This window comes from Duganella paludis (genome assembly GCF_054461335.1).
In genome coordinates, this window is the sequence record NZ_CM136922.1 from 6,392,143 (window position 1) to 6,416,108 (window position 23,966).

Below are 23,966 nucleotides of genomic sequence, written 5' to 3' on the forward strand. Positions count from 1 at the left end.
CCGCGTCGGATAAGGCGCAGCATGGGGCCGGAACGACGGCTACAGGGTCTCGCGGATGTAGGAGATGTCGGCCGCGTCGTAGACGTCGTAGATCACGGCCAGCATCTTCTGCAATTCCTCCGTGCGATCGAGCTTGCGCACGCTGAACATCACCGGCGACACGGCGTGCCGGTCGGTGAGGGCGCGGAACACTACATCGTCGCGGCGCATGCCTTGCACGCTCTCCGGGACGATGGCCACACCCTGGCCGGCCGCCACCAGGCCAATCGCAATCTGCAGCTCACGCACTTCGATGATCTTCATCGGCACGATGGCGCGCTCCGACAGCACCGACAGCACCTGATCGGCAAAGCTCGGGCGCGGCGTCTTCGGATACACCAGCAGGGTTTCCGATTGCAGGTCCACCAAACTCATGGCGTCCGACGACGCCGCGCGCGGGTGGCCGGACGGCAGCGCCATCACCAGCCGCTCCTCGCGCAACACGATGCGGCGGATATTCGGGTCTTCACTTTTCACGCGGCCGAAGCCGACGTCGATCACGCCATCCTTCAGCGCCTGGATCTGCTGCATGGTGGTCAGTTCATGGAAGGTCACGTCCACTTCCGGATGCAGCGCGCGGTAGCGCCGCACGATGCGCGGCAACAGGCCATACAAGGTCGACGCGACAAATCCGATCGACAAGGTACGTTCGATCTTGCCCACGCGCTGGGTCATGGTTTTGAGCTCGGCCGCCTTGGCCAGCAGCTCCTGCGCGTGCGCGTGGAAAAAGGCGCCGGCCTCGGTCAGCTTGACTGGCCGCGTGCCTTTCTCGATCAATTCCACGCCCAATTCCTCTTCGAGCTGCTGTATCTGGCGGCTTAACGGCGGCTGGGCGATGTGCAGCCGCTCGGCGGCGCGGGTAAAGTTTTTCTCGTCGGCAACAGCGACGAAGTAACGCAGGTGACGCAATTCCATTGCATACCTTTCGGGTATGAAAATAATGCCAAAACGGTGTTGGACGGGACGATTCTTCAGGAATATTGTGTACTTATCCGATCAATTATACAAACTAAATATGATTCAGAACATTGAAGTCATTCTCGCCGACGTGCCGACCATCCGTCCGCACAAGCTCTCGGTAGCGACGATGAATACGCAAACACTGGTGCTGGTGCGCGTGGTCTGCGCCGACGGCTTTGAAGGCTGGGGCGAGGCCACCACCATCGGCGGTTTGAACTACGGCGAAGAGAGCCCGGAGAGCATCAAGGTCAACATCGACACGCACATCGCGCCGCTGTTGATCGGCATGGATGCGAGCCAGGTGGCCAAGGCCATGGCCAAGATCCGCAAGATCATCCAGGGCAACCGCTTCGCCAAATGCGCCATCGAGACCGCGCTGCTGGATGCACAAGCGCGCCGCCTGCGGGTGCCGCTGAGCGAACTGCTGGGCGGCCGGGTGCGCGATGCGCTGCCGGTAGCCTGGACGCTGGCCAGCGGCGACACCGCCAAGGACATCGCCGAGGCGGAGCTGATGCTGGAAAAACGCCGCCACCGCATCTTCAAGCTGAAGATCGGCGCACGCGCTGTCGTCGACGACGTCGCCCATGTGCTGGCGATCAAGAAGGCGCTAGGCGACGCGGTCAGCGTGCGGGTGGACGTCAACCAGGCGTGGAGCGAACTGGAAGCGATGCGCGGCATCGCCGAACTGGAAGCCGGCGGCGTCGATCTGATCGAACAGCCGGTGCGCGCCGAGAACGTCGCCGCCATGGCCCGCCTGGCGCAGCGTTTTGCGGTCTCCATCATGGCCGACGAAGCGCTGCACGGCCCGCAGGATGCCCTGGCCATCGCCAACGCCTCGGCCGCCGACGTCTTCGCGGTCAAGATCACCCAGTCCGGCGGCCTGCTGCCGGCAGCACAAGTGGCCACGGTGGCGCAGCTGTCCGGCGTCGGCCTGTATGGCGGCACCATGCTGGAAGGCGGCGTGGGCACGGCGGCATCGGCCCACCTGTTCTCGACCTTTACCGATCTGTCGGCGGGCACCGAGCTGTTTGGACCGCTGCTGCTGACAGAGGAAGTGCTGCGCACGCCGTTGGTCTACAAGGACTTCATGCTGCAGGTGCCGACCGGCCCTGGCCTGGGCATTGAAATAGATATGGAAAAACTGGCGCGTCTGCGCCGCCGATAAGAGGAGACCGAAATGCTGTTCCACGTAAGAATGGACGTTCTGCTGCCGCCGGCAATGCCGGCCGCGCAAGCGGACGAATTGAAAAAGAATGAGCGCGAACTGGCCCAAAGCCTGCAGCGCAGCGGCAAGTGGCGCCACCTGTGGCGCATCGCCGGGCAGTACGCCAACTTCAGCGTGTTCGACGTGGAAAGCGTCGATGAGCTGCACGCGCTTCTGACCTCGCTGCCGCTGTTCCCGTACATGAAAATTGAGATCAACCCGATGTGCCGGCATCCATCTTCAGTCCGCGATACCGACGCTTAATTCACATACCTAGAAGGAGACCATCATGACCCATAACGAAATCGACACCCTGGTAAAAGGCTGGATCGTAGACACCGCCACCGGCCCGGTGAATCCGCGCGTGCAGCAAGTGGTATTCGGCCTGGTGAGCGCATTGTGCAAGACTATCGAAGACCTGGACATCCAGGCCACGGAATTCTGGAGCGGCCTCGAATACCTCCGTGAAGCCGGCGTGCGCAATGAACTCGGCCTGCTGGCGCCGGGCCTGGGCCTGGAACGCTTCCTCGACATCCGTGCCGACGAAGCCGAAGCCAAGGCCGGCCTGGTGGGCGGCACGCCGCGCACCATCGAAGGCCCGCTGTACGTGGCCGGCGCACCGGAAAGCAAAGGCTTTGCGCGTCTGGACGACGGTACGGAAGTCGACAAGGCCGAAGTGCTGTTCATGCAGGGCACCGTGCGCGACGAGCAAGGCAAGCCGCTGGCCAATGCCAAGGTCGAAGTCTGGCACTGCAACCTGATGGGCGGCTACTCGTTCTTCGACAAGACCCAGTCGGCGTTCAATCTGCGCCGCACCATCTACACCGACGGTGAAGGCCGCTACCAGTTCCGCAGCATTCTGCCGGTCGGCTACAGCTGCCCGCCGGACGGCACCACCCAACGCCTGCTGGACCAGTTGGGCCGCCACGGCCATCGCCCGGCGCACATCCACTTCTTCATCAGCGCCGAAGGCCAGCGCAAGCTGACCACGCAGATCAACATCGACGGCGATGAATACCTGTGGGACGATTTCGCTTTCGCCAGCCGCGAAGGCCTGGTACCTGCGGTGCGCCACATCACTGACGACGCGGCGATCAAGGCCAAGGGCCTGGAACAGCCATACGCCGAAATCGAATTCGATTTCAGCCTTTACGCCGAGCGCGAAGTGGCGCCCGATGCCGAAGTCCAGCGCGTGCGCGCCGCAGCGTAAGAGGTTCATCATGATCCCGATTCACGCCGCCAAGCCGTCGCTCGACGATTATCTGGTCGAAGACCACGAGAAGGGCGATTACCGCCTGCACCGCAGCGCCTTCACCGACCCTGCGCTGTTCGAACTGGAGATGAAGCACATCTTCGAGGGCAACTGGATCTACCTGGCCCACGAAAGCCAGATCCCGAACAATAACGATTACTACACGACGCACATCGGCCGCCAGCCGATCTTCATCGCGCGCAATCGCCAGGGTGAGCTGAACGCCTTCATCAACGCCTGCACTCATCGCGGCGCGCAGCTGTGCCGCCACAAGCGCGGCAACAAGGCGACCTACACCTGCCCATTCCACGGCTGGACCTTCAACAACAGCGGCAAGCTGCTTAAGGTGAAGGATCCGGAAGACGCAGGCTATCCGGATTGCTTCAACAAGGAAGGCTCGCACGATCTGAAAAAGGTCACGCGCTTCGAGAGCTACAAGGGCTTCCTGTTCGGCAGCCTGAATGACGACGTGGCGCCGCTGACCGAGTTCCTGGGCGAGGCCACCAAGATCATCGACATGATCGTCAACCAGTCGGCCGACGGCCTGGAAGTGCTGCGCGGTTCCTCGACCTACACGTTCGAAGGCAACTGGAAGCTGCAAGCCGAGAACGGCGCCGACGGCTACCACGTCTCGGCGGTGCACTGGAACTATGCGGCCACCACCAACCACCGCAAGGAACAGACGGCGCGGGCCGACAACATCAAAGCCATGGATGCGGGCAACTGGGGCAAGCAGGGCGGCGGTTTCTACGCCTTCGAGCACGGCCACCTGCTGCTGTGGACCCAGTGGGCCAATCCGCAGGACCGTCCCAACTATCCGCGTCGCGATGAATACGCCAGCCAGTTCGGCGGCGCCACGGCGGATTGGATGATCGAGCGCTCGCGCAACCTGTGTCTGTACCCGAACGTCTACCTGATGGACCAATTCGGCTCGCAGATCCGCTTGCTGCGCCCGATCTCGGTCGACAAGACCGAAGTGACGATCTACTGCATCGCGCCGAAAGGCGAATCGGACGAAGCCCGCGCGCGCCGCATCCGCCAGTACGAGGACTTCTTCAACGTCAGCGGCATGGCGACGCCGGACGACCTGGAGGAGTTCCGCGCCTGCCAGCAAGGCTACAAGGGCATCGCGCTGGAATGGAACGATATGTGCCGTGGCTCGAAGCACTGGGTGCCGGGCGCCGACGCCGCCGCGCGCGAGATCGGCCTCAATCCGATCATGAGCGGCGTAAAAACCGAGGATGAAGGCTTGTACACCATCCAGCACCGCTACTGGCTGGATGTGATGAAAAAGGCCATGAAGGCGGAAGGAGCAGCGAAATGATCAACGATATCTGCGCCTTCCTGTACCGTGAATCCCGCCTGCTGGATGATGAGCAGTGGGACGAATGGCTGGAGTGCTATCACCCGGACGCGCAATTCTGGATGCCGTCCTGGGACGACGACGATCAGCTGGTAACCGATCCGCAGCGCGAAATTTCGCTGATCTTCTATCCGACCCGCCAGGGCCTGGAGGACCGTGTGTTCCGCATCAAGACCGAGCGTTCCAGCGCCACCATGCCGGACACGCGCACCAGCCATAACATCGCCAACGTGGAAATCGAGAAGCAGGAAGGCAGTGTCTACACCGTGCGCTTCAACTGGCACACGCTGAGCCATCGCTACAAGACCGATTACAGCTACTTCGGCATGTCGCGCTACGTCATCGATTTTTCCGGTGAACGCCCGCTGATCCGCAATAAATACATCGTACTGAAGAACGATTACATCAATCAAGTAATCGACGTGTATCACATCTAAACGCAAGGAGACGACGATGAGCTACAACATCGCCCTGCAATTTGAAGACGGCGTAACCCGCTTCATCTCATGCAACGAGAACGAAAAGCTGGCCGACGCGGCCTACCGCCAGAAGGTCAACATCCCGCTGGACTGCCGCGACGGCGCTTGCGGCACTTGCCGTGGCCTGTGCGAATCGGGCAGCTACGACATGCCGGAATCGAGCTATATCGAGGATGCGCTGACGCCCGAGGAGGCGGCCCAGCGCCACGTGCTGGCCTGCCAGATGAAGCCGAAGTCCGACTGCGTGGTGAAGATTCCCGCCACCTCGGCCGCCTGCAAGACCGGCGTGTCGCGCTACAACGGCAACCTGGCGACGGTGCAGCGGCTGTCCGACACCACGCTCGGCTTCTCGATAGAACTGGAGCAGGGCGCGGATGTGAGCTTCCTGTCCGGCCAGTACGTGAACGTCGAAGTGCCCGGCACGGCGCTCACGCGCTCTTATTCGTTCAGTTCCGCACCGGGCTCGCGTCGTTTCGACTTCGTGGTGCGCAATGTGCCGGATGGCCGCATGAGCACTTTCCTTGCCAAGGATGCGCAAGTCGGCCAGCCGATCGCGTTCTCCGGACCTTATGGCAGCTTCTACCTGCGCGAAGTCCAGCGGCCACTGCTGCTGCTGGCCGGCGGCACCGGCATCGCGCCGTTCCTGTCGATGCTGCAGGTGTTGTCCGCGAGCGGCATGCGCCAGCCGGTGCGCATGGTGTTCGGAGTCACGAATGATGTCGACCTGGTCGCCATCGAACATTTGCAGCGCATCGCGGCGGCGCACCCGCAGTTCAGCTTCCGCACCTGCGTGGCATCCGATGACAGCGCCCATCCGCGCAAGGGCTATGTCACGCAGCACGTGGAACAGGAATGGCTCAACGGCGGCGACGTCGATATCTATCTGTGCGGCCCGGTGCCGATGGTGGATGCGGTACGGCGCTGGCTGAAGGATTGCGGCGTTGCGCCGGCCAACTTCTACTTTGAGAAATTCTCGGCAAGCAGCGAGGTGGCGGCATGAGCGCGCGCCGTTTCGAAGGGCAGGCCGTGATCGTGACCGGCGCCGGGCAAGGCATCGGACGCGGCGTGGCGCTGGCCCTGGCGCGCGAAGGTGCGCAGCTGGTGCTGGCCGACCGCGCCGCCATCGTGGAGGAAGTCGCCGCCGAAGTGCAGGCATTGGGCGCCCTGGCAGTGGTGGCGCGCGGCGATCTGGAGACTTGGGAAGGCGCGGAGCAGCTGAACGCGGCTGCGGTTACGGCCTATGGTCGCGTCGATGTCCTGATCAACAACGTCGGCGGCACCATCTGGGTACAGCCCTACCAGGAGTACAAGCCGGAGCAGGTGGAAGCCGAAATCCGCCGCTCGCTGTTCCCGACCATGTGGTGCTGCCGCGCGGTGCTGCCGCAGATGGTGGAACGGCAGCAGGGGGTGATCGTCAACGTGTCGTCGGTGGCGACGCGCGGGATCTATCGCATTCCGTATTCGGCAGCCAAGGGCGCGGTCAACGCGCTGACCGCCAGCCTGGCCATGGAGCATGCGGAAAACGGTATCCGCGTCAACGCCGTGGCGACCGGCGGCACGGAAGCGCCGCCGCGCAAGGTGCCGCGCAACACGCAGCCGCTCAGCGAGCAGGAACAGCAGTGGTATCAGGGCATTGTCGACCAGACCAAGTCCAGTAGTTTGATGCACCGCTACGGCACCATCGACGAACAGGTGAACGCCATCCTGTTCCTGGCGTCCAGCGAATCGTCGTATGTCACAGGCACGGTGCTGCCGGTGGGCGGCGGCGACCAGGGATAACGCGATGACTGCTTACAAAATTGACGGTCAGCCGGGCAAGCCGTGGCTGATGTTTTCCAACTCGCTGGGCACCGATCTGAATATGTGGCAGGCACAGGTGGAGTTCTTCCGGGACGACTTCCGCATCCTGCGCTACGACACGCGCGGCCACGGCGGCTCGGCGCCGCAGCCCGGCCCCACAACGCTGGCGCAGCTGGGACAGGATGTTCTGACGCTGCTCGACCAGCTGGATATCGAACGCGTGCACTTCTGCGGCCTGTCCATGGGCGGCGCGATTGCGCAGTGGCTGGGCGTACACGCGCCGCATCGGCTCAACAGACTGGTGGTCGCAAACTCCGCGCCGCGCATCGGCACGCCGCAAGGCTGGCTGGATCGCGCCGCGCAGGTGCGGGCGGTCGGACTGGGCGCCGTCGCCGATGGCGCGGCGGGGCGCTGGTTCACGCCAGGCTTCGTCGAACGCGATCCGCAAAGCGTGGCCGCACTGGTCGACACGCTGCGCCGGGGCAGTTCCGAAGGCTACGCCAATTGCTGCGACGCGCTGGCCGGCGCCGACTTGCGCGCCGAACTGGCGACCATCTCCACACCCACGCTGCTTATCGCCGGCGCCCACGACCCGGTCACTACGGTGGCCGATGCCACGGCGATGCGCGAGCAGATTCCAGGCGCCGTCATGGTGACGCTGGAGGCCTCGCACATCTCCAACATCGAGGCCGAAGCGACGTTCAATCAAGCGATCAGGGACTTCCTCCGTTGACAGTCGTTACCAGCGACGGTTGTAATGAATGCTCAACACCGCACCGGACGCCGGCAAGCGGCTGGTGTTGTTACTGTTGCGCATGAGCTGACTATAGGCTGGCAGATAATAGCGGTTCAGCAGGTTTTCGATGCCCGCCGTGAGCGTATCGCGCGCGGTGATTTGATAGCGGCTGACCAGATCCAGCGTGGTATAGCTGGCGACCTCGCGACGGCCGAAACCGGTGACGCCGTTCAAGCGGTAGTCGCGCGCGGCGTATGAGGTGGCCTGCAAGCGGTGGCTCCATGCGCCGGCCGGTTTGTACTGCAAGTAAGCCGTGAGCTTGGCCGGCGGAATCCGATAGCCCGTCATTGCCTGGTCGCGGCTGCTGCCTTGCGGCGTTTCACGGCCCCACATCATGGTCAGCGAGGCGCCGTAGCCAAGGGATTGTTCGGCTGGCAGATAGTCCACATTGGCTTCCAGGCCGCGTATCTTTTCAGCGGTGCGCGTGAGGATCAGGCCGTTGTTGAAGCTTTGCACGTCGCCCAATTCGGAGGTGGTGTAGAACACAGCCATCGCGCCGCGCAGGTCGTCCACGCCGCCGCGCCAGCCCAGTTCGTAGTTGTTGGTCTTGACCGGCTCCAGCGATGAAGCCGCCAATTTGAAGGCCGGCGTGGCGTTGCGGATTTGCACGCCCATGTCCGGCAGTTGGAAACCCTGGCTGAACGAGGCATACATTTCATGGTCGGGCGACAGCTTGAACACCGCGCCGGCATTCGACATCCACGCCGCATACGCCAATGCGCCGCCCTTGACTTGTTGTGGACTGGCGGCGCGGAGTTGCGACAACGGCACGAAGTCGTCGAACTGGGCGCGTGCATGTTCGTAGCGCAAGCCGCCTTCGAACGACCACTGCGGCGAAAACTTGTAGCGTAGTTGGCCGAAGCCGCCGATGCTGCGCGTGGTCAGTTGTGGCATGTACATCAACTTGCGTACGCGCTGGAAAACCTTGCCGCTGCTGGCGTCATAGGCGACCGGGTCGAAGATATCGTCCGGCATGTCGCTGCGTTCCTGGTTGAAGTCGAGGCCCCACAGCAGCTTGGCGTCGCGCGCCAAAGGCGTATCCAGCGTCAGCCGGCCGCCGGCGACGCGCGAGTTTTGCATCACCTGGTCGACGTTGTTGCCACGGGTGGAGACGGCGCGCGCATCGAACGGCGTGAAGCGGGTGAAATAGTCGCGGTAGTAAAGCTGGGCGGAGAGCGTGCTGCCGGCAATGTCCTTATGCTGGTAGCTGGCACTTAGCAAGGTGTTTCTGAGTTGGTTCTGCTTGGCCAGTTGCAGGCCTGCGAGCGGCAGTGCTACCGCAGTGCCGGCCGGCAGGCGCGATACCGATGGATCGGAACCGTAGTCGCTGTCCTGGTCGGCCACGTAGCGGCTGGCGGCAAGCTGAATGCGCTGGTCGCGGTCGATGCGGAGGCCGATCTTGCCGCCAAAGCTGTAGTTATCGCTGTCGAACAAGTCGCCCTGGCTGGGCTCCGGCGCAATGCGTTTGCCTTTGCCGTCGTAGGAGGCGCCGATATGCTGCAGGCCGATGTTGAACGCATAGTCGAAGTCGCCGTTGGCGCCGGACATATAGTGGCTGATTTCACCGCCCAGGCCGTCGCGATCCAGCTGCGACAGCGGCGAGCGCAGCGATACCGTCGTTTCCGCAAAAGGCACACCGCCGGCCGGCCGCGTGGTGACTGCAATGATGCCGCCGCTGGCGCCGGCGCCGTAGATGGCGCTGCTGCTGCGCAGGACTTCGATTTTCTCGATGCTGGCCAGATTCAGCGCCGCCGTGTTGCGCGATGAGTCGCGGTTGGTGTTTAGCGGGATGCCGTCCACCAGGATCAGCGGGCTGCGGCCGCGCAGGGTTTGGCCGTAGTCGGTCATGGTGCGGCTGGAATCGGCCATGCCGGGGACTGCCTTGGCCAGCACGGTGGCCAAGCTGTCGGAGGCTTGGCGCAGTTGATTCAGTTCGTCACGCTCGATGACGGTGCTTTGGCGGGTCGGCCGGACCAGACTACTGTTGGTGCGCAGCGCGCTGACTTCGATGGTTTGCAATGGCGCATCCGGCACCGTGGCCACTGGCGCGCTAATGGCCGCCTGCGGCGGACGTGCCGGTGGCGGCGGGTTTGGCGCTGGCGTCGGTGCGGCGCTCAATGTGTAGGCACCGTTTGGCAAGCGCTGCGCCTGCAAACCACTGTCTTCCAACAGGCGGGCAAAACCTTCGGCGACGGTGACGCTGGCGCGCATTCCTTTGCTGTTGCGGCCTTCGAGCAGGCGGCTGTCGAAGGAAAGCGCGACACCGGCGCGGGCCGCAAAGCCGGACAGCGCCGGCCCCAGTGGACCGGCGGGAATGTCGTAGGCCAGCACTGCGGCCTGGGCCAGCGCAGCGCATTGATGCAAGGATGCCGCGACTGCCAGCGCGGAGGCGACGTTGATGATGCGTGAAGAGTTCACTATGGGCCTTTCGATGATCAGATGTGGTGTTCCTACCTGATATGCCGCACCAGATTCAGAAAGAGCTCATTTATTTTCAGGCCGGCAGTACCCGCACCCAATAGCGGCTGAGATAGCTCACCCGCACCGGCATCGTTTGCGCGATCAGCGACAGCGTAAAGTCGGTATCTGTCAGCGGGAAGGCGCCTGAGACCAATAGGCCGGCAATGGCTTCATCGCCGCGCAGCATGCCGCGCCGGTAGCGGCCAAGCTCGGCGAGGAACTGCGCCATCGGCATGCGGTCGACGACCAGCATGCCGTTTTGCCAGGCGATGCTGTTGTCGTCGGCATCGCCTGGAGCGCTGACGCTGGCGCGGCTGAAGGTCGCCTGCTTACCGGTGGTGATGACTACTGGCTGCGCATCGCTCGGGCTCACTTCCACCGCGCCGGAAAACACCGAGACCCGGCTTTCAGCTTCCCGCTGCCGGACCACAAAGCGCGTGCCCAGCGCCCGGATGCGGCCTTCGCTGACGGCTACCAGGAAGGGGCGCGGCGGTTGCGCGCTATCCGCAGCGGTCGTAATCAGCACTTCGCCGCCGCGCAGGTGAATGAGGCGATGTGCGTGGTTGAAGTCGGCGACGATTTCGGTGTCCGTGTTGAGCGTGATGCGGGTGCCGTCGGCCAGCGTCACGTCACGGCGCTCGCCCACGGCGGTGCGGTAGCTGCCGGCCGGCTGCAGCCATGGCGTGTTGCGGTAGGCCAGCCAGGCGCCGGGCGCTGCCACCAGCAGCGCGGCCAATACCTTGACCGTGCGGCGCCGCTCCGGCATCGACAGTTTGCGCAGCGCGTGCGCGCCGGGCGATGGCAAGGCGTCGAACTTCGACAGCAGGACCGCAGCTTTTTCCCAAGCCCGTTCATGCTGCGGGCTGCGTTGACGCCATGCGTCAAGCTGCTCGCGCCGCGCGGCGGGCAGGGGACCTTCATGCATCTCCATCAGCCAGGTGGCCGCTTCGGTCAGGATGGCCTCGGGCAGGGCGTCACCGCTCATAGCGCGGCCAGGCAGCGCTGGAACGCCAGCACCATGTGACGCTTGACGGTGCTGAGAGAGATACTCAACGCGGCGCAGATTTCGGCATAACTCAGACCGTCGAGTTGAGCCAGCAGGAAGACCTGCCTGGCTTTGGCCGGCAAACGATCAAGGATGGCATCGATCTCGATCAAGCTCTCCAGCACCGCCAGGCGTTCCTCGGGCGATGGCTGAAAGGGTTCCGGCATCACCGCCAACGCCTCCAGGTAGGCTTGTTCCAGCTGTTGGCGGCGTAGATGGCTGATGAGCAAGCCTTTGGCGACGGTGGTCAGGTAGGCGCGCGGTTCACGCAAGTCCAGCGGCAGGCGCCCGCCCAGCACGCGCATGAACGTGTCCTGTGCCAGGTCGGCACCCAAATCCCTGCAGCGCAATTTGTGGCTAAGCCACTGCGCCAGCCAGCCGTGATGCTCGTGGTACAGCAGGCTGATCTGTTGGTGGGCTTGGGCATCAGACATGGTGGCGCGCATCAATCTTAATGAGAATTATTCTCACTATAGCGTGAAGTAGATCGAATGGCAATCTTGAACCTGCTTCAGCCCGGCCAGACGGCTGACAACCTATGCTGCACGGCTTAAACAACGGATAATAGCGGCTCACTCGATTTGAGCATTATTTGGAATTACCCCATGGAAATTAAAGTCAACTTTCTCGATAAGCTGCGTCTTGAAGCTAAATTCGATGATTTCACGGTCATTGCCGACCAGCCTATCCGCTATAAAGGCGATGGCTCGGCGCCTGGTCCGTTCGATTATTTTTTGGCATCATCGGCCTTGTGCGCGGCTTATTTTGTAAAGTTGTACTGCAATACGCGCAATATTCCGACCGAAAACATCCGCCTGTCGCAGAACAATATCGTCGACCCGGAAAACCGCTATCAGCAGATTTTCAAGATTCAGGTCGAGCTGCCCGAAGATATTTCGGAAAAAGACCGCTTGGGCATCCTGCGCTCCATTGACCGCTGCACGGTGAAAAAGGTGGTGCAGGCCGGCCCCGAGTTCATCATTGAAGAAGTCGCCAACCTGGACGAGGATGCCCAGGCGCTGCTGACGGTGAACCCGTCGTCGGATGCCCAGACTTACATCGCCGGCAAGGATCTGCCGTTGGAGCAGACCATCGCCAATATGTCGGCAACGCTGGCCAATCTCGGCATCAAGATCGAAATCGCTTCGTGGCGCAATATCGTGCCAAACGTGTGGTCGCTGCACATCCGCGACGCGCATTCGCCGATGTGCTTCACCAACGGCAAGGGCTCGACCAAGGAAAGCGCGCTGGCGTCGGCCCTGGGCGAGTACATCGAACGCCTGAACAACAACCACTTCTACGCCGGCGCATACTGGGGCGAGGACATCGCCAACGCCGACTTCGTCCACTACCCGAACGAGCGCTGGTTCAAGCCGGGCCGCCGCGACGCGTTGCCGCCGGAAATCCTGGATGAATACTGCCTCGAAATCTACAACGCGGACCGCGAACTGCGCGGCTCGCACCTGATCGACACCAACTCCGGCAACACGGAACGCGGCATTTGCTCGCTGCCATACGTGCGCCAGTCGGATGGCGCGGTCGTGTATTTCCCGTCCAACCTGGTTGAAAACCTGTACGTCAGCAACGGCATGAGCGCCGGCAATACGCTGGCCGAAGCGCAGGTACAGTGCCTGTCGGAGATTTTCGAACGCGCGGTCAAGCGCGAAATCCTGGAAGGCGAGATCGCCTTGCCGGACGTGCCGCAGGAAGTGCTGGCGAAATATCCGGGCATCGTGGCCGGTATCAAGGGCCTGGAAGAGCAGGGCTTCCCGGTGCTGGTCAAGGATGCGTCGCTGGGCGGCACCTACCCGGTCATGTGCGTGACCTTGATGAATCCGCGCACCGGCGGCGTGTTCGCCTCCTTCGGCGCGCACCCGAGCCTGGAAGTGGCGCTGGAACGCAGCCTGACCGAACTGCTGCAGGGCCGCAGCTTCGAAGGCTTGAACGATCTGCCGCCGCCGACCTTCACCAGCGAAGCCGTCACCGAGCCGAACAACTTCGTCGAACACTTCATCGACTCCAGCGGCATCGTCTCGTGGCGCTTCTTCAGCGCCAAGGCGGACTACGACTTCGTCGAGTGGGATTTCTCCGGCCACGGTGAAAACTCCAACGCCGACGAAGCGGCCACCTTGTTCGGCATCCTGGCCGAGATGGGCAAGGAATCGTACATGGCCGTCTACGACGACCTCGGCGCGACCGCCTGCCGCATCCTGGTGCCCGGCTATTCGGAAGTCTATCCGGTGGAAGACCTGATCTGGGATAACACCAACAAGGCGCTGCTGTTCCGCTCGGACATCCTGAACCTGCATACCCTGGACGACGACGCGCTGGAAGCCTTGCTGGAACGCCTGGACAATAGCGAGCTGGACGAATACGGCGACATCGCCACCCTGATCGGCGTCGAGTTCGACGAGAACACCGAGTGGGGCCAGCTGACCACGCTGGAGCTGAAGCTGCTGATCAACCTCGCGCTGGAACAGTTCGAGGAGGCGCACGACCTGGTCGGCGCCTTCCTGCAATACAACGACAACACGGTCGAACGCCGCCTGTTCTATCAGGCCTTGAATGTGGTGTTGGAGGTGGTGCTCGATGACGACATGGAACTGGAAGACTACGAGGTCAATTTCCGCCGCATGTTTGGCGACGCGCGCATGGATGCGGCGCTGGGCTCGGTCAACGGCAGCGTGCGTTTTCACGGTTTGACCCCGACCAGCATGAAGCTGGAAGGCCTGGACAGGCATCATCGCCTGATTGACAGCTACAAGAAACTGCACGTGGCGCGTGGCAAGGCGGCGAAGTCCAACTAAAAATAGCCGCCTTCCAGCATCGCCTTGACGGGAGACGCATCGGATGGTTCAGCACAACGCACTGGTTCAAAGCCTCAAGCAACGTCACATCACCATGATCGCGCTGGGCGGCGTGATCGGTGCGGGGCTGTTCGTCGGCTCCGGCGCCATCATCGCCAGCGCCGGGCCGGCCGCGATTCTGTCCTATTTGATCGGCGGCTTCATCGTTATTCTGGTGATGTTCATGCTCGGGGAAATGGCCGAACAGCACATCGACAGCGGCTCGTTCTCCACCTACGCCAGCAGCTACCTGGGTGAATGGGCCGGTTTCGCCGTCGGCTGGCTGTACTGGTTCAAGTCGATGCTGACCATCACCATCGAGGCCATCCTGCTCGGCGCGATTTTGCATGACTTCCTGCCCGGCTTGCCGGTGTGGGCGGGAGCTTTGCTGATGCTGGTGTTGGTCATTTCCAGCAATGTCTATTCGGTGCGTTCGTTCGGCGAGGCGGAATATTGGCTCTCGTTCGCCAAGATCGCCACCATCATCATCTTCATGGTGCTGGGTGTTTCCATCTTGTTGAATCTGCAACCGGGCTTTCCATCGCCGGGGCTGGTCAACCTGAGCGCACACGGCGGCTTCATGCCCAACGGCATGGCGCCGGTGCTGGCCGGCGTGACCGTGGTGATCTTCTCGCTCGGCGGCAGCGAGATCGCCGCCGTGGCGGCCGGCGAATCGGAGAACCCGCGCGAAAATGTGATCAAGGCCATCCGCAGCGTGCTGTTCCGGGTGATGGTGTTTTATGTGGGCTCGGTATCCATCATCATTCTCTGCCTGCCGTGGACCGACAGCGTCAACTTGAAGTCGCCCTATGTTTCGCTGTTCAGCCTGGCGGGCTTTGCCTGGGCGGCCACTGCGATGAAGATCGTCCTGTTCGTTTCCTTCATGTCGGTGATGAACTCCTTCCTGTTCTCGAATTCGCGCATGATGTTCTCGCTGAGCCAGCGCGGCTACGCTCCGGCGCTGTTCGGCCGCACCAATGCGCGCGGCGTGCCGCTGAACGCGCTGGCGTTGAGCTTCAGCGTGTGCGTGGCGATCCTGGCGGTGCACTTCGCCAGCGGCGGCGACCTGTTCCTGATGTTGGCCAAAAGCAGCGGCGCCTTCATCATGACGGTGTGGATCTTCATCATCCTGGCGCACGCCATGATGCGCAGGAAACTGGCCAGGTCCGAGGGCAGGGCGTTCAAGGCCTGGCTGTACCCGGTGGGGAATGCGGTGGCGCTGTTCACCCTGGCGGCGGTGCTGCTGTCGCAAGCGTTCAATCCCGACTCGCGCTTCCAGTTCGTGTTCCTGTGCGTGGTCGGTTTGTCCATCCTCGGCGCGTATTTCGTGTTGCGCACGCGGCCTGAGTTTGGCGTCGTAAGATGCCCTTAAAATCCGCATTGAATATTTTATAACCTTGGCCTATATTTAATTTCACCTGATGAGTTGACTTTGAAGGGGGAATAAGCCATGGGCTACAATGAACTTTCAATGCCTGTCGACATACCGTGGAAGCGCCTGGCGGTGTCCGGCGACATGCTGGACAAGAAGTACGGCGACTTGCGGTTCCCGGCCAAGTGGGACACATCGATAGCCGTGTTTTACCACGAACCCGCCGAAGTCGACCCGGCTTATTGCCACCGCCGCATCACCTATCTCAAGATCGTTTGCACGATCGCGAATTTCCATCTGGGCCGGCGCGATGTGTCCGTGCTTGAAAAGCTGCGCAAGTCCTTCCTGAACTCGCGCACATGGGAAAAATTCGAAGAGGGCGTCACCGATTCCTATCCCTGCCACGGCGCGCTGATGCAAGTCGGCGTCTATCCGAACAGCAGCGACCCGGTCGCGCTGCACGACTACCCCTACATATCGGCCATGCAGCCGCGCAAGCGCGAGCTGTACGAGGTGGCCACGCAATCGGGCGAGGTGGTGAGCCAGTCGGCCAGCAAGCTGAACGTCAACAAAGGCTTGACCAGCACTCAGACCCAGGAAGATTACGACCTCGACATGGGCGGCGGTGGCGGCGGCCATAGCGGCGTGTTCGGCCTGTGGTCCGAGCAGCACACCGGCGAACAGAAACAGGTCGGCACCATCCAGCGCCGCCAGACCCAGGACCAGAACGTCACCACCAGCGATTCGGCGCGCGACCGGCGTGAACAGTACTCCTTCTCCACCAGCATCAATCAACTGCACACGCTGCTGCAGAGCTACCACCTGGGCACCAACCGGGCGATCTTCTTTCTGCAGCCGGTGCCGCATATGCAGGACGCGAAGTTCAGTTTCCTGGGCGGATTGCGGCGCCTGGAGGGCGTGCAGGAGTTCTTCCTGGTGGTCAACCGGCCGGACCATGTGGACGGCTTGTGCATCGAGATCGCGCTTGAGACGGCCCACCTGCAAAGCCGCCGCGCCTATGAGCCGCGCCTGATTCCGTTGACCGACCTGTACAATCCGAACAACCTGCAGAAATCCGAGGCGGCGATCGGTGCGCCGGTCAGCGGCGCCGAGTTCGACCACTGGCGCCGGGTGCGCGATGCCTGGAACTTGTCGAACCTGGACCAGCGCTGGCCGATCAGCAAGCCTGGCTGGCTGCCCGCGAACGACAACGACGTGCTCATGTCTTACGTCCCCGCCTACGTGCCGGATATCGGCATCCAGGACGTGGCGCTGATTTTCGAAGAATTCCAGACGTCGAGCGGCTACTTCTTCGTCAGCGGCAGAAAGTTCTGCGCGTGCTGGAAGCCGCACCGGCATGCGCAGGCCGATGCGCCAGGGGAAGTGCCGGTTCCCGAGGCCGGCGCCGGCGACCCTGCCGAAGAGGATTGCGAAGTATCGTCGGAAGCCAACATCTGCGACTGCGACCCCAATCCGGGCTCCATCATTTTCAACGACAAGCACTTCGCCACCGTGGCGGGCGCGGCCTACACCAGCAAAGGCGCGCAAAAGGCCCAGTACAACAATGCGGTGGTCGCTTCCATCAACCATGCGCTGGCGGCCAGCCTGACGTCGCCGCACCGCCAGCCCTACGGCAGCGGTTCGCTCTTCACCACCGAACTGATGCTCGATGAACTGGCCGAAGTCGCCAGCACCTACCGCGAGCATCTCGACGCGGAGCGGCCCGTCACTTCGTTTGCCGCAGTAAAGAACCAGTCCTGGCTGACCGATGCCACGCTCAAGGTGCTGGACCGGCTGGACTTCCATCAGGCCGTGACTACGCCAAGCCGGGAGCTGGCGCGGCGTTTGCAGGTGGCCGAAACCGATGCGGCCAGCCTGCGGCACGACTTGCTGGTGGAAGCGTTGACCGGGCGCGGCGAGGGCGCGTTCAGCGATCCGCGCGACACCGAAGCCGCCGAGACGCTGAGCGAGCGGCATGCGCGTTACGCCCGCTCCGCCGAGGGCGACGCCCGGTCCACCCGCAAACAACGGGACAGCGCGGTGTAGCGCGCCGGCTCCGGCGGTGGGAGGGAATCGCCATGGCGTTCTGGGTCGTGCTCATCAACATCCTGCGGATCGCGCTCAAGGTGCGCCAGCTGGTTGGCGTGCTCAAGGGATTGTCGTCCGGCAAGCTGGTGCAGAGCATCCTCGGCAATTTCATCCTGGGCGAGATCGGCCAGGCGCTGGCCAAGGTCGGGGTGCCGGTCGACTCGTTCAAGTACGTCGAGTATGCCCGCAACAGTCTCAAGCTGGTGCTCGAAGCAGCGAGCGAGGGCCTGGAAAAGTCCGGCATCGAGATCAAGATCGATGACCTGAACGATTTGCTGGACGCGCACATCAAGCGTTTCGAAGAGGGCCTGTCGGTGGTCGGCGGCATCGGTGCGCAGCGCAACGTGCGGCGCGGGGCCGACCCGGTGCTGTTTCAGCGCGGGGAATTCGAGCGCAGTTGCGACGACCTGCTCGTGCGCGGCGCCGGCGTCGACCTGCTGTTGCGGCGGGTGTACCGCAGCGGCGCCGACTTTCGCGGCCCGATGGGGCGCGGCTGGGACCATAGCTACAACCTGCGCCTGGTTGAGACCGACGCCGTCAGCGTGACTGTGTTGACCGGCAACCTGTCCGAGTTGCACTTCGTGCGGCATCCGAAATTCGGCCAGGCCGGATTCAACTACTACACGCCGCCATTCGGCACGCACGACGTGCTGGAGCAGGACGGCACCGGCAATTTCCTGCTGCGGCGCCCCGGCGGCGGGTGGATCAGCTACGAAGGCGCCGCGCCGCAACAGCATCGGGCACGGGCGATCCACGATGCGGCCGGCAACCGCATCGACTTCGACTATGACGCCGACAACCGGTTGCGCGCCGTCTATGGCAACGGGCCGCACCGTTGGCTCAGGTTCTACTATGGCGTTCAAGGCCTGATCGAGCGCGTCGAGGACCATGCCGGCCGCGCCTGCAGCTATCTGTACGACGAGATGGGCAGCCTGGTGCGGGTCGAACAGTGGTCGCAGCAGGCTGGCAAGCCCCAGCTCACCGCCGAAGCCTACGACTACACGCGGGTCGGCGACAGCTGGCGCCTGAGCCGGATCTACGACGAGCGCGGCAGGATCATGGTGGAGAATGAATACGATACGCGGGCGGGCTCCGACACGCTCGGCTATCTCCTCAATCAATACACGGAACAGGGACCCGTCTCCTTCCTGTATGAACATTTACCGGACCAGCCTGGCGCCGGGCTGAGCGACATCGACCAGCCCACCTTGCGTGTCTTTGAAACGCTGCCCAATGGCCATGTGGTCGAACGGCTGTTCAACGAGGCCGGCAACGAGCTGTTGCGCCGCGATGACTATGTCGCCGATGGCCGCATTAGAACCGCCGTGTTCCGCAGCCGTTACAACCAGGACGGCGCGGTGATCGCCAGCATGGACCCGGAAGGCGGTTTGACGCAATGCTTGTTCGGCCGCGAACAGGCGGCGCTCGATGACTGGAACCTGGTCCCGGCAACGCTGGCCGACGTCAGCGCCGACTCTCGCCTGTCGTTCGGCAATCAGCTTGCCAGGGTCGAGCGCGGGAGGGCCATGTCCGAACTGGACCGGGTTGCCGGGCAGGCGCAGTGGATTGCCGCGCTGCCGGACCCGCGCCAGCGCCTCGACGCCGGCGACGCCGTGGTCAAGCAGGTTTTCCACAGCCGCACGCAAGTGTTGCTCAGTGTGTCCGACGCGCGCGCCACCGTGTCACCCGATCCGCTGCACGTCGAATCGGCGCCGCCCGGCACGCCAGCCTTCAATCCCGGTCACTCGCTCGCCACGGCGCACCGGCGGTTGCTCACCGTGCACCAGTACACGGCGGCCGGGCTGCGCATCAAGACTATGTATCCGAACCGCACGCGGCCGCTTTCTGCCGGCGGCGGCGAGCTCACCGGCATCGAGGAGGAGATGACGGCATGGGACGCCTGCGGCCGCCCCCTGTCGCGCCGCGACCGGCTTGGACACATCACCTATTGGCAGTATTACCCTGTCAGCGCGACGCCGGCGGCAGGCGCCAAGGCTGGCTATCCTCTGAGCGAATTGCGCCCCCACGTCGACTGGACGCTCAATGCGGACTTCCCGCCGATACTGGAAGTACAGTGGCAGGGAGCCTGGACGCCCGCAGCGGCCGGCACCGTCGCGGCGGCAGGCGCGCCTGCGGCCGTGCGGATCGAACTGCCTTGCCAGCGCATCGAATTGCTGCAGTCGGCCGACGGCAGCGCATTGTCCACATGCGTGGCCGCCACGGTGACAGTGGACGGCGCGGCGCACGGTGTCTGGAACCAGGTGTCGACGCCCGCCTACGTGATTGCCGCGCTGTCCCAAGGCCCGCACGTGGTGGAGATCGGCGCCCCCGGCGGCGCCTTGGCGCTGGGCCGGATTGTCGGCCACGTCGGCTTTGCTTTCGAGGTCGATGCGCTGGGACGCGTGGTTGCGGAGACCAATCCGCGCGGCGTCGTCACGCGCACGACCTATGACGTACTGGACCGGGTGCTTGAACGGACACGGGGCGCCGGCGCGACCATGACGCGCGAGCGCTTTGTCTACGACCATGACGGGGCGGTGGAGCGCAAGCAGCTGCGCTGGTGCGACAGCAGCGGCGCGCCCATCGCCGGCGGCATGGTGGAGACGCGGTATCAGCGCAACAGCCGGCGCCAGGTGGCGCTGGAAGTCTCGCGCGCGCCGGGACAGTCCGACCGCCGTGTCATGCGCTATTACTACGATACGCTTGGCGTGCTGGCTGCCGCGCGCAACGGGCGCGGCGCGCTCTCGCGCTGGCGCGTCGACGCGCTCGGCCGGCGCGTGCAGGAGAGCCGCGCCGCCTGCAGCGGCGACCAGTCGATCACGACCATCGCCTACGACCGCTGCGGACGCGTGCTGCGCGGCCGCGACGGCGAAGGCGGGCTGCGCCTGAACGGGGTGCATTCCAGCACCGGCCTGCGCTCAGGATACGATGCGCGCGGCCGGTTGCGTTTCATGACCGACCCGCTCGGCCATCTCACCGTCACGCGGTACGACCTGGCGGGCCGTGACACCGTGGTGCAGCGCTTCGGCCGCCGGCCCGATGGCGGCTTCGAGCTGGTCGAGCGTCACGAGGTTGTGTATGACGAGCACGGCGACCGCAGCGAGGAGGTCAGCGCGGTGCTGAGTCAGCCGGTCCCGGCCGGCGATCCGGTGAACGCCCCGGACGCCGCCTATCTCGACGCTCTTGGCGCCGGCGTGCTGACCTTGCACACCACCACCTATGTGCTGGACGCCAATGGCCGCCGCACGCGCATCATCGACGGCGCGCGTGTGACGCAATTCGCCTACGATCCGCACGGCCGCATGAACGACGAGCGCTTGCCGAGCGGCCGGCGCCTGGTACGGCTCCACGACGGCGCCGGCAACCTGGCGCGCGCCTACGCTTTCGACCCGGCGGACAGCGCAGATCCGGCCAGCCGGCCGGCGGCGTTTCTGGAGTCCAGCAGCTACGACGAGTTGGACCGGTTAGTGGCGCTAGAGGATGCCTATGGCAACGTCTGGCGCCAGCGCTACGATACGCTGGGCAATATCGAACAGGCCGCCGACCCGCTGGGCCGCCGGACTGAACGGCGTTGCAACGCCTTCAGGCAGGAGATTGCGCGCACCGAAGGGCTGACCGGCGGCGCGATTCCTGCCGAGCCCGCGACCACGCAGTCGGCCTATGATGATTGCGGCAACCTGATCGCCGTTGTCGATCCTTTGGGCCGGCGCCTGACGTTCGTCTACGATCTGCTTGACCGCAAGATTTCGGCGCGCAATGCGGACTATCCGGCAGACACCGGCACCTATTACCACTACGACCGCTGTGGACGGCTGGTGCGTGAACGGGATCGCAACGGCCTGGTCAGCCGGCACCGCTACGATGCGGCGGGACACATGCTGCGCATCGACTACGATGCCTCGGACGTCGCGGCGCCTTTCGCCCCGCACGCGCTCTCCGCCACCTTCACCACCGTGGACTATGACGCCTTGGGGGCGGTGCGGCGCCTGGAGAACGACTGGATCGTCATCGCCCAGACCCGCGATTCGCGCGGCTTGCTGCTTCAGGAACAGACCGCGCTGAAAGCCTTCGACGGCGAGGGCGCGCGGACGTGGCGCGTGGCGCAGAGCTTCGACGATGCGGGCGCGCGCATCGGCCTGGTGCATCCGTCCGGCCGCGCCACCGGCTATCAGCGCGATGCAGCCGGGCGCATTATCGGGATCGGCAACACCTACACGCCGCCGGATTATCCAGGCTCGGCGCTCACCGCCGGCAATGCGCCCCTGGCGCGCTATCGCTACGCCGGCGGCCGCTGGAGTGGCACCGACTATCCGCTGGCAGGCGCCACGCTCAAGGCGGCTTACGATGGCCGGGGACAAGTCGCGGAACGCCTGCTGACGAACACCGGCGCCACGCAAGTGTTCTGGCGGCAGCAGGTCTTGCTCGACGGCGCGCGCCAGACCGCGCTGGAAACCGCGCTGGCCGGCGGCGGCGGTCGTAGCCGGCACTTCGCCTTCGATGCGCTGGGCCGGCTGGCCGGTTACACGGACCAGGGCGCGGCCTGGATCGATCCACTGACCTTGGCGCCTGCGGCGAAGCCGGCCGCGCCGGCCACGCCATCGGCACAGGCGGCGATCGACGCGTTGCGGGCGCCGGGTCCCTCCGTCAACGGTTTTGTTTTCGATGCCGCAGGCAATCGCCTGTCGAGCCGGGAAGGCGGCACGCCGCCGGTGCTGTCGGCGCCCGACAACGACAACCGTTACGCCACGGTCGCCGCGACGGCCTGGAGCTACGATGGCGCCGGGCGGCTGCTCAGCGATGGCGCGCGGCGTTATGCCTACGATGCGCAAGGCAGGCTGAGCGAAGAACAGGCACTGGCCGGCGCCATGCCGACGGTCCGCTTGATTCGCGACGCGCTGGGACGGGTGGTGGTAGCCAAGGCGGCCGATGGCGTCCACTATTTTGCCTATCTCGACGAACAGACCCCCATTGCGCATTGGCACGGCGCGCAGCTGGCCGAATTCACGCCGGGCGGTCTGGACCGCGAACCGATGCACGTGGCGGCAGGCGGCGCGGACCAGTGGATCGTCAGTGACGCGCTGCGGACGCCCAGGGTGCTGCTGCAGCCGGGTGCTGTTCCGGCGCAGGTCGTGCTGGACTACGCGCCGCACGGTGCGGTGCTGGCTGGGCTGGCGCCTGCGGGCGGCATCCAGGACTTCGCCGGGATGCTGCGTTTCCCCGGCTCATCGCTGTTGCACAGTGTGCATCGCAGCTACCTGCCGGCGCTGGGCCGCTTCCTGCAGCAAGACCCTGCCGGCATCCCCGACGGCCCGAATCGCTATAGCTATGCGCGGAACAACCCGGTAGACCTGTACGATCCGCTCGGACTGCAATCCTATTCTCCGATGACGAAAGCCAGGGTGGACTTCATCGCCAGTACGCGCGGCGTCGGGCGCGGAATGTCCGGCGTGAGCCAGAACCGGGAGGTCGGGCGGTGGTTCCAGAACAAGCTATTGCGCTCGTTCGGGCTGACCGAAAATGGACGGACGTTCGGCTCGTTGACGCGCGACCTGGCCACCGAGGAAACCAGAAGCAGGGTCCAGCCCGATGCGGTGTCCGACCAGCGTTATTACAAGGCGGATACGTCGGCGACGCAGTTCGTGCGCGGCGTCGAATATCTGGCCTTCACCCTGGCCGATATCGGCGGCAAAACATACAAAGACAGCTCATTCTGGGAATTCAAGGCCTACAGGGAAGGCACGGTCATCAATCTGGGCGACAGCGAATCGCAAATCAAGGGGATGATCGACGCCGCCTCGGAGATGGAGGCCACCAAGGACACCAAGGCGCCACTGCCATCGGCCATCCATCTGGTGACCACGGCCGGTGTCACCGTTAGTCCCGAGGTCATCGCCTACGCCATGTCCAAAGACGTGGAGCTGGTCCATCATTTTGCCGAGGAATATATTAACCAGGATGGCGAAAGTCTGGGCATGCGCGTGGGCGCCGGCGTCGTGCTGAACGACATGGTCTTGATCAAACGGGGCGCCTTCGTAGCCGAGCAGCATGCGGGCAAGCTCGTGTATTTCGATTCCACGAACGTCCGCATCAATTTGCTGACGCCGAAACCGTTTGTGCTGCCACGGACGCGCTAGGCACGCCCGCACTGCGATATCGAAAGCGGTATCGCAATCCACAAAAAAGTTATTGGTGGATTGATAATGCATGGACTACATTGCCATCAGCCTGCTAAAAAATGGTATCGCAAACATTTTTAGACTGG

At 63.8% G+C, this 23,966-nt stretch carries 16 protein-coding genes; 12 read left to right on the forward strand and 4 right to left on the reverse strand.

Annotated features, from left to right (window positions below; translation table 11 throughout):
* Nucleotides 1-39 precede the first annotated feature (39 nt).
* Nucleotides 40-954 carry a LysR family transcriptional regulator gene (locus tag ACXZ1M_RS28185; RefSeq protein ID WP_459050896.1) on the reverse strand — a complete coding sequence of 305 codons (915 nt, stop codon included), beginning with the start codon at nt 952-954 and terminating at the stop codon, nt 40-42.
* Between the two features lie 100 nt (nt 955-1,054).
* Between ACXZ1M_RS28185 and ACXZ1M_RS28190 the strand changes: the two genes are divergently transcribed.
* From ACXZ1M_RS28190 to pcaD, 8 genes are read left to right on the forward strand one after another with little or no spacing between them, the layout of a single operon-like run.
* Complete coding sequence (locus tag ACXZ1M_RS28190; RefSeq protein WP_459050897.1) at nt 1,055-2,164, forward strand: muconate/chloromuconate family cycloisomerase; 1,110 nt, start codon at nt 1,055-1,057, stop codon at nt 2,162-2,164.
* 12 nt (nt 2,165-2,176) lie between these two features.
* Complete coding sequence (gene catC / locus ACXZ1M_RS28195) at nt 2,177-2,467, forward strand: muconolactone Delta-isomerase (RefSeq protein WP_459050898.1); 291 nt, start codon at nt 2,177-2,179, stop codon at nt 2,465-2,467.
* A 25-nt stretch (nt 2,468-2,492) separates the two neighbouring features.
* On the forward strand, nt 2,493-3,413 hold the full coding sequence (gene catA / locus ACXZ1M_RS28200; RefSeq protein WP_459050899.1) for a catechol 1,2-dioxygenase: 921 nt from the start codon (nt 2,493-2,495) through the stop codon (nt 3,411-3,413).
* 10 nt (nt 3,414-3,423) lie between these two features.
* Nucleotides 3,424-4,779, forward strand: coding sequence for a benzoate 1,2-dioxygenase large subunit (benA, locus tag ACXZ1M_RS28205; RefSeq protein WP_459050900.1), 1,356 nt, complete (start codon nt 3,424-3,426; stop codon nt 4,777-4,779).
* The gene (benB, locus tag ACXZ1M_RS28210) at nt 4,776-5,255 is read left to right on the forward strand and encodes a benzoate 1,2-dioxygenase small subunit (RefSeq protein WP_459050901.1); all 480 of its coding nucleotides are present in this window, start codon (nt 4,776-4,778) and stop codon (nt 5,253-5,255) included. The genes benA and benB overlap by 4 nt, the downstream gene beginning before the upstream one ends.
* Nucleotides 5,256-5,271: 16 nt before the next feature.
* On the forward strand, nt 5,272-6,297 hold the full coding sequence (benC, locus tag ACXZ1M_RS28215) for a benzoate 1,2-dioxygenase electron transfer component BenC (RefSeq protein ID WP_459050902.1): 1,026 nt from the start codon (nt 5,272-5,274) through the stop codon (nt 6,295-6,297).
* On the forward strand, nt 6,294-7,076 hold the full coding sequence (gene benD, locus ACXZ1M_RS28220; protein ID WP_459050903.1) for a benzoate diol dehydrogenase BenD: 783 nt from the start codon (nt 6,294-6,296) through the stop codon (nt 7,074-7,076). Before benC ends, benD begins: the two co-directional genes overlap by 4 nt.
* Nucleotides 7,077-7,080: 4 nt before the next feature.
* Nucleotides 7,081-7,830: a 3-oxoadipate enol-lactonase gene (gene pcaD, locus ACXZ1M_RS28225; protein ID WP_459050904.1), complete on the forward strand. Its 750-nt coding sequence runs from the start codon at nt 7,081-7,083 to the stop codon at nt 7,828-7,830.
* A 6-nt stretch (nt 7,831-7,836) separates the two neighbouring features.
* Here the strand turns inward: pcaD and ACXZ1M_RS28230 are convergent, their stop codons facing one another.
* From ACXZ1M_RS28230 to ACXZ1M_RS28240, 3 genes are all read right to left on the reverse strand, one after another.
* The gene (locus ACXZ1M_RS28230) at nt 7,837-10,311 is read right to left on the reverse strand and encodes a TonB-dependent receptor (RefSeq protein ID WP_459050905.1); all 2,475 of its coding nucleotides are present in this window, start codon (nt 10,309-10,311) and stop codon (nt 7,837-7,839) included.
* 76 nt (nt 10,312-10,387) lie between these two features.
* The gene (locus ACXZ1M_RS28235) at nt 10,388-11,338 is read right to left on the reverse strand and encodes a FecR domain-containing protein (RefSeq protein ID WP_459050906.1); all 951 of its coding nucleotides are present in this window, start codon (nt 11,336-11,338) and stop codon (nt 10,388-10,390) included.
* Nucleotides 11,335-11,844 (reverse strand): sigma-70 family RNA polymerase sigma factor, encoded by a 510-nt coding sequence (locus ACXZ1M_RS28240; RefSeq protein WP_459050907.1) that lies wholly within the window; start codon nt 11,842-11,844, stop codon nt 11,335-11,337. Before ACXZ1M_RS28240 ends, ACXZ1M_RS28235 begins: the two co-directional genes overlap by 4 nt.
* Nucleotides 11,845-12,003: 159 nt before the next feature.
* Here ACXZ1M_RS28240 and ACXZ1M_RS28245 point away from each other — a divergent pair, with 159 nt between their 5' ends.
* From ACXZ1M_RS28245 to ACXZ1M_RS28260, 4 genes are all read left to right on the forward strand, one after another.
* Nucleotides 12,004-14,205: an OsmC domain/YcaO domain-containing protein gene (locus ACXZ1M_RS28245; protein ID WP_459050908.1), complete on the forward strand. Its 2,202-nt coding sequence runs from the start codon at nt 12,004-12,006 to the stop codon at nt 14,203-14,205.
* A gap of 43 nt (nt 14,206-14,248) precedes the next feature.
* The gene (locus ACXZ1M_RS28250) at nt 14,249-15,616 is read left to right on the forward strand and encodes an amino acid permease (protein ID WP_459050909.1); all 1,368 of its coding nucleotides are present in this window, start codon (nt 14,249-14,251) and stop codon (nt 15,614-15,616) included.
* A 99-nt stretch (nt 15,617-15,715) separates the two neighbouring features.
* Nucleotides 15,716-17,662 (forward strand): hypothetical protein, encoded by a 1,947-nt coding sequence (locus ACXZ1M_RS28255; protein WP_459050910.1) that lies wholly within the window; start codon nt 15,716-15,718, stop codon nt 17,660-17,662.
* Nucleotides 17,663-17,694: 32 nt separating this feature from the next.
* The gene (locus ACXZ1M_RS28260) at nt 17,695-23,838 is read left to right on the forward strand and encodes an RHS repeat-associated core domain-containing protein (RefSeq protein ID WP_459050911.1); all 6,144 of its coding nucleotides are present in this window, start codon (nt 17,695-17,697) and stop codon (nt 23,836-23,838) included.
* Nucleotides 23,839-23,966 lie beyond the last annotated feature (128 nt).